The organism is Burkholderia sp. KCJ3K979, from assembly GCF_016759955.1.
GTDB classification, from domain to species: Bacteria; Pseudomonadota; Gammaproteobacteria; order Burkholderiales; family Burkholderiaceae; genus Burkholderia; species Burkholderia orbicola.
Window position 1 is genome coordinate 1 of record NZ_JACFYV010000314.1, and the last position, 5,807, is coordinate 5,807.

The 5,807-nt window shown below is 66.3% G+C and carries 7 protein-coding genes; 2 read left to right on the top strand and 5 right to left on the bottom strand.

The features are described from left to right. The 3 genes from H3O04_RS33430 to H3O04_RS33440 all read right to left on the bottom strand — a co-directional run. A partial coding sequence (locus tag H3O04_RS33430) for an ATP-binding cassette domain-containing protein (RefSeq protein ID WP_134320025.1) occupies positions 1-242 on the bottom strand: 242 nt, incomplete at its 3' end. An 11-nt stretch (positions 243-253) separates the two neighbouring features. Next, positions 254-2,008 (bottom strand): ABC transporter permease, encoded by a 1,755-nt coding sequence (locus H3O04_RS33435; RefSeq protein ID WP_202589319.1) that lies wholly within the window; start codon positions 2,006-2,008, stop codon positions 254-256. A gap of 87 nt (positions 2,009-2,095) precedes the next feature. Beyond that, the gene (locus H3O04_RS33440) at positions 2,096-2,281 is read right to left on the bottom strand and encodes a phosphate transporter (RefSeq protein WP_202589320.1); all 186 of its coding nucleotides are present in this window, start codon (positions 2,279-2,281) and stop codon (positions 2,096-2,098) included. Between the two features lie 254 nt (positions 2,282-2,535). Between H3O04_RS33440 and H3O04_RS33445 the strand changes: the two genes are divergently transcribed. Together H3O04_RS33445 and H3O04_RS33450 are read left to right on the top strand one after the other, a co-directional pair. Then, entirely contained in the window at positions 2,536-3,480 is a 945-nt protein-coding gene (locus H3O04_RS33445; protein ID WP_006480940.1) for a metallophosphoesterase family protein, read from the top strand. 19 nt (positions 3,481-3,499) lie between these two features. Then, positions 3,500-3,838, top strand: a complete 339-nt coding sequence (locus H3O04_RS33450) for a cupredoxin domain-containing protein (protein ID WP_034175246.1) — start codon at positions 3,500-3,502, stop codon at positions 3,836-3,838. 150 nt (positions 3,839-3,988) lie between these two features. Here H3O04_RS33450 and H3O04_RS33455 read toward each other — a convergent pair whose 3' ends face one another. Together H3O04_RS33455 and H3O04_RS33460 are read right to left on the bottom strand one after the other, a co-directional pair. Next, complete coding sequence (locus H3O04_RS33455; RefSeq protein WP_202589321.1) at positions 3,989-5,158, bottom strand: alpha/beta fold hydrolase; 1,170 nt, start codon at positions 5,156-5,158, stop codon at positions 3,989-3,991. Between the two features lie 85 nt (positions 5,159-5,243). Beyond that, on the bottom strand, positions 5,244-5,807 hold a 564-nt coding region (locus H3O04_RS33460; protein ID WP_202589322.1), incomplete at its 5' end, for an HAD family hydrolase.

Here is a 5,807-nt window from a genome sequence, read left to right on the forward strand (position 1 = left end):
TCGATCAGGCCGGCAATGATGCGCAACAGCGTCGATTTGCCCGAGCCGGAGCGGCCGAGCAGGCCGACGATCTCGCCTTCGCGCAGCGACAGGTTCGCGTCGTCGAGCACGAGCAGTTCGCCCTGCGACTTGTTGAAGCCGCGGTTCACATGCTCGACGCGCAGGATTTCTTCGCCGAGCCGCGGCGGCTGCAGCGGCTGGGACGTCTTGACGGGGGCGTTGATAACGGTCGAATTTTGCATCGCGCTTACTCTCAATCGAGACGGAGCCGGGATTCCGCATAGGCGTACATCGGACGCCACAGCAGGCGGTTGAACAAGGTGACGAACAGGGACATCACGGCGATGCCCAGGATGATCTTCGGGAAATCGCCGGCGACGGTCGTTTGCGCGATATACGCGCCAAGGCCGTGCGCGACGACCTTCGTGTCGCCCCACTGCACGAACTCGGACACGATGCTCGCGTTCCACGCGCCGCCGGATGCGGTGATCGCGCCGGTCACGTAGTACGGAAAGATGCCGGGCAGGATCGCCTGGCGCCACCACTGCCAGCCGCGGATACGGAAGTTCTTCGTCGCTTCCTTGTAGTCGTTCGGATAGGACATCGCGCCCGCGATCACGTTGAACAGGATGTACCACTGCGTGCCGAGTACGATCAGCGGCGACAGCCAGATATCCGCGTTCAGGTGGAAGTGGACGATCACGATCACGAATACCGGAAACAGCAGGTTCGCCGGGAATGCGGCGAGGAACTGCGCGAGCGGCTGGATTTTCTCGGCCAGCTTCGGGCGCAGCCCGATCAGCACGCCGAGCGGCACCCAGATCACCGACGCGATCGCGATCAGCACCAGCACGCGCAGCAGCGTGATCAGGCCGAGCACGAGCACGTGGCCGACCTCGGCCATCGTCACGCCGGTCGCGACGAAGCTGACGACACGCCATGCAACGTACACCGTCAGCAGGATCACGAATGCGCCCCACACGATGTCGCCGATGCGCGACGAACGGCGCGCCGATGCGCTGCGCACGCGTGTGCCCGTCAGCGACGGCACGCGTAGCGGAATCCGCGCGGCCTGCGACAGCATCCAGCCGGCCGGCACGAGCAACTGATGGATCAGGTGCGTGCGACGCATCATGTCGAGCAGCCACGATTGCGGCGCATCGCCCGACGCGGTGTTCTCCATCCGGAACTTGTCGGCCCACGCGACGAGCGGACGGAACAGGAACTGGTCGTAGGCGAGGATCACGACCGACATCGCGACGATCACCCAGCCGACCGCGCCGAGATTCTTGTCCGAGATCGCCTGCGCGAGATACGCGCCGATGCCCGGCAGCGTGATCGTCTGGTTGCCGACGGTGATCGCCTCCGATGCGACGACGAAGAACCAACCGCCCGACATCGACATCATCATGTTCCAGATCAGGCCCGGCATCGAGAACGGCACTTCGAGCTTCCAGAAGCGCTGCCACGCCGTGAGATGAAAGCCGCGCGACACTTCGCTCAGGTCGCGCGGCACGGTGCGCAGCGACTGGTAGAAGCTGAACGTCATGTTCCAGGCCTGGCTCGTGAAGATCGCGAAGATCGCGGCCAGCTCGGCGCCGAGCACACGGCCCGGAAACAGCGCGAGAAAGAACGTGACCGTAAACGAGATGTAGCCGAGCACCGGCACCGACTGCAGGATGTCGAGAATCGGAATCAGCACCATGCCCGCGCGGCGGCTTTTCGCGGCGAGCGTGCCGTAGACGAGCGTGAACACGAGCGACGCAATCATCGCGGCGAGCATCCGCAGCGTGGTGCGCAATGCGTATTCAGGCAGGTTCGACGGATCGAGCGAGATCTTCTGCGTCTGCAGCACGCCAATCGGCGCCATCGTCTGGTGAAAACCGACGATCGCCATCGCGAGTATGCCGATGATCAGCGGAAACGCGATCGCATCCCAGCGGTTGGGCAGCACGCGCCACGCGGACGCGTTGGCGGTGCGATTCGGATCGAAGAAACTGATATCCATCGGTAGCGTCTTGTGTCTTGTGTTGAATTGAAAATCGATGGGTCCGGCCGCGTGCCGCGCAGCCGGGCGTCGCGGCAGCGGCGCGAATCAGGACAGCCCGTGTAGTGCGATTGGCAGCACCGAGCCTTCCTCGACGACGCGGAGGTCGGCACCGGAATGAACGCCGACCGGGACGATGCCGCAGGCAATGACCGGAAAAAACAGCGCGAGGCCGAGGAGGCGCGTGCGGTGGCCGACCGCACCGCCCGTGTCCGTTGCCGCGTGGTTCGGCATGAAGGGCTCCGGAGAGGGGATTCGGAGTGGGAGGCTATCGGGCGGCCGTGACGCAAATGTGACGTGTCACTTACAGGACATTGACGGGTCATCCGGTGGCAGTCGCGCATCGCCCCGCCGGCCGCCGACACGAGTGTTCGATCTCGCAACGGTCGGGAATAAATCCGCCGCTTCGCCGGTATCGCATGCGAAGGCGCCGGCTTATTCCAGGACGATCCGGCCGTCCGGTTTCGTCACACGAATGCGAGGCTCACATGTCTTCATCGACCCCCACCCGCCCGTCGCGTCGCAAGGCCCTGCAATGCATGGCGTTCGGCGGCCTCGGCACGCTGTTCACGCTGTCGGGCGGCATCCTCACGCCGTTCGACCTCGCGCTCGCGCAGACCGGCGAAGCGCGCCCGGCGGACGCGGGCCGGCCGCTGTTCGTGCAGATCAGCGATACGCACATCGGCTTCAACAAGGACGCGAATCCCGACGTGTCGGCCACGCTGAAGCAGACGATCGACCTCGTCAACGGGATGCCCGCGCTGCCCGCGCTGGCGATCCATACCGGCGACATCACGCACCTGTCGAAGCCCGAGGAATTCGACCACGCGTCGCAGTTGCTGTCCGCGCTGCGCGTGCCGGAACTGCATACGGTGCCCGGCGAACACGACGTCACCGATGGTTCGGGTGCCGAATATTTCGGCCGGTTCGGCAAGGCGTCGGACAACCGCGGCTATTACAGCTTCGATCACGCGGGCGTGCACTTCATCGGCCTCGTCAACGTGATGCACTTCAAGCCGAACGGGCTCGGCAGCTTCGGCGACGAGCAACTCGCGTGGCTCGCGCAGGATCTCAAAGGCCGCTCGTCGAGCACGCCGATCGTCGTGTTCTCGCACATGCCGATGTGGACCATCTACGAGCCGTGGGGCTGGGGCACCGGCGACGCGCCGCAGACGATGGCGCTGCTGCGCCGCTTCGGCTCCGTCACCGTGCTGAACGGGCACATCCACCAGATCGTGTCGAAGGTCGAGGGCAACGTGACGTTCCATACCGCCCGCTCGACCGCGTTCCCGCAGCCGACGGCCGGCAACGGCCCGGGCCCCGTGCCGCTCACGGTGCCGCGCGACCGGCTGCCGTCGATGCTCGGCGTGACGACCGTCGAATTCGCGGGCCATCCGGTCGCGTCGACGCTGCACGATGCGACGCTCGCCTGATAAACCTAAGGAGACCGACATGACCCGCTTCCGACCTATCCGAATCATCGCGGCGCTGATCCTGTGCGGCGCCGCCGGCACGCCGCCCGCCGCGTTCGCGCAGAGCCCGAACGGCCCGCTCGTGACGATCCGCAATTTCATGTTTTCGCCGATGTCGACCACGATCAAGGCCGGCACGACGATCACGTGGAAGAACCTCGACGCGGAGCCGCACACCGTGGTCAACGACGCCGGCATCTTCCATTCGAAAGCGCTCGACCAGGACGAGACGTACGCGTTCCGCTTCGACAAGCCGGGCGTCTACAAGGTGTTCTGCGGGATTCATCCTTACATGAAGGAGACGATCACCGTCGAATGAAGTGGCCCGCACGCAACGCGCGAGCGAACGGGGGCGGCAGCCGCCTACAACGGCGGTCGTCCGCTTCGCCTGCGTGGCAGACGGAGCCGCGCACGATGCCTGCATTTTCCGGTCGATTGATTTCGTCGCGGAGCCAGCCTGCATGGGGGCTCACTGCCCAGCTGCACGCAGTTCCGGCGCGGTGCCGGCGACGACCGGACACGACTGCGGCAACGCCTGCCCGAACAGCACGGCCAGCCCGCAAACGGACGTGAACATGCCGAGGCCGTCATGTCCGACACCCGGCACTTCGACGACCTGCTGCGCGAGATCGTCCGGATGCCGCTTCTTCAGGTAATCGAAATAGGCGAGCCCGCGCGCCAGCCGGTACGGCCCCTGCGCCATCGCCGCGCATGAACGGTCGATGAAATGCGTATAGGGATTCGTGTCGGCCTGCCCGAGCAAGTACACGACACGGCGCGCGACGTAACGCGTTTCGAGGTCGCGCACGTCCTGCGACGCAACGTAAGGCGGCGCCGACTTCAACCCGTATTTCCATTCGGTTGCGCGCGGACAGGCGCCGCCTGCCAGCGCGTCGGCATTCGGCCGTTCGTCGTCGAAATACAGGTAGCTCGACGGGTTCGCGACCACGTAGCGCACGGCAACGCCGGTACGGGCCAGCGCGTCGCCTTCGCGCCCGGCCACCGCATAACGCTGCAGCAACTGTGCGCCGGCGGAATGGCCGATCACGACGACCGTCGACAACGACGGGTACAGGCTGCGGTCGGCGAAATGCGCGAGCAACGCGTCGAGCGCCGCGAACGAGCTGACCGGGCCCGGCTGGCGCGCCGGTTCGCCGCCCTTCCATCCTTCCTGCGTCCACGCGAGCGTCGATGCGCCCAACGAAAACGCGCGCACATCGGCGCGTGTCAGGAACTGCGGCGCGACGACCATCGTGCCCGCGCCGGCCGCACCGGCCTTTTCGACGACCTTGCGCCCCGATGCGTAGTACGCATCGGCATTACGCAGCGTGCCGTGAATCACGATGAATACGCGTACAACGTCGGGCGCGGCCTGATCGAGCGGATGGTCGGCATAGGCGGGCAGCACCGCGCTGCCCTGCGGCGTGTCGACGGTCACGCGCTGGTCGGCGACGGCCTTGACCGGCGCTTCGAGCCGTTCGCGTTGCTTGGGTGTCATGGCTTCGGCCGGCTGCGCACCGACCAGCATGCCGACGACGGCACAGGCCAGCACGAGCGGAACGGCATATGACAGAGCCCGGGCGGCCGGCAGCACGCACGAACGTCGGATGCGGGAAAAGGCGACGGAAATGACGGACATGGCGGCAGCTCGGGTGGTGGATATGACTTGAACGGCGAGGGTCGCAGAATCCGTCGCACGCCGCCGGCCGATCATGGAAAACGGGTCAACCGGCCGGTTGCGCACCGCGTTCGGCGTCGGCGCACGTTTCGCCCGCGCGACACTGCATCCGCTGCACGATGCCGACCAGTTCGCCGATATGCGTGGGCACCGCCTGCTTGCCGGCTTGCGCCCACGCGTCGAACGACGTCATGCCGCTCACCGCGCCCACGAACGGCACGCCGGCACGCTCGGCCGCCTGGGCGTCCACCGCGTGGTCGCCGACGTAGATCGCCGCCGCGGCAGGCAAACCGAGCCGCGCCAGCGCCTGCACGAGCCCTTCCGGGTCCGGCTTGTGGCGCTGTACGTCTTCCCCGCCGATCAACACGTCGACCAGCGATTGCAAGCCGTTGCGCTCGAGAATCGCGTCGATCCGGTAGCGAAACTTCGACGACACGACCGCGACGGCGAGCCCTTGCTCGCGCAACGCCGCGAGCAGCGGCGGCACTTCGGGATAGATGCGGGTGCCCGGCACCATGATCTCGTCGGCGCGCGCCACGAAGTGCCGTGCGAACGCCTCGGCCCGTGCCGCTTCGGTTTCGCCCGTCAGCGAACGGAACATGTCGGGCAG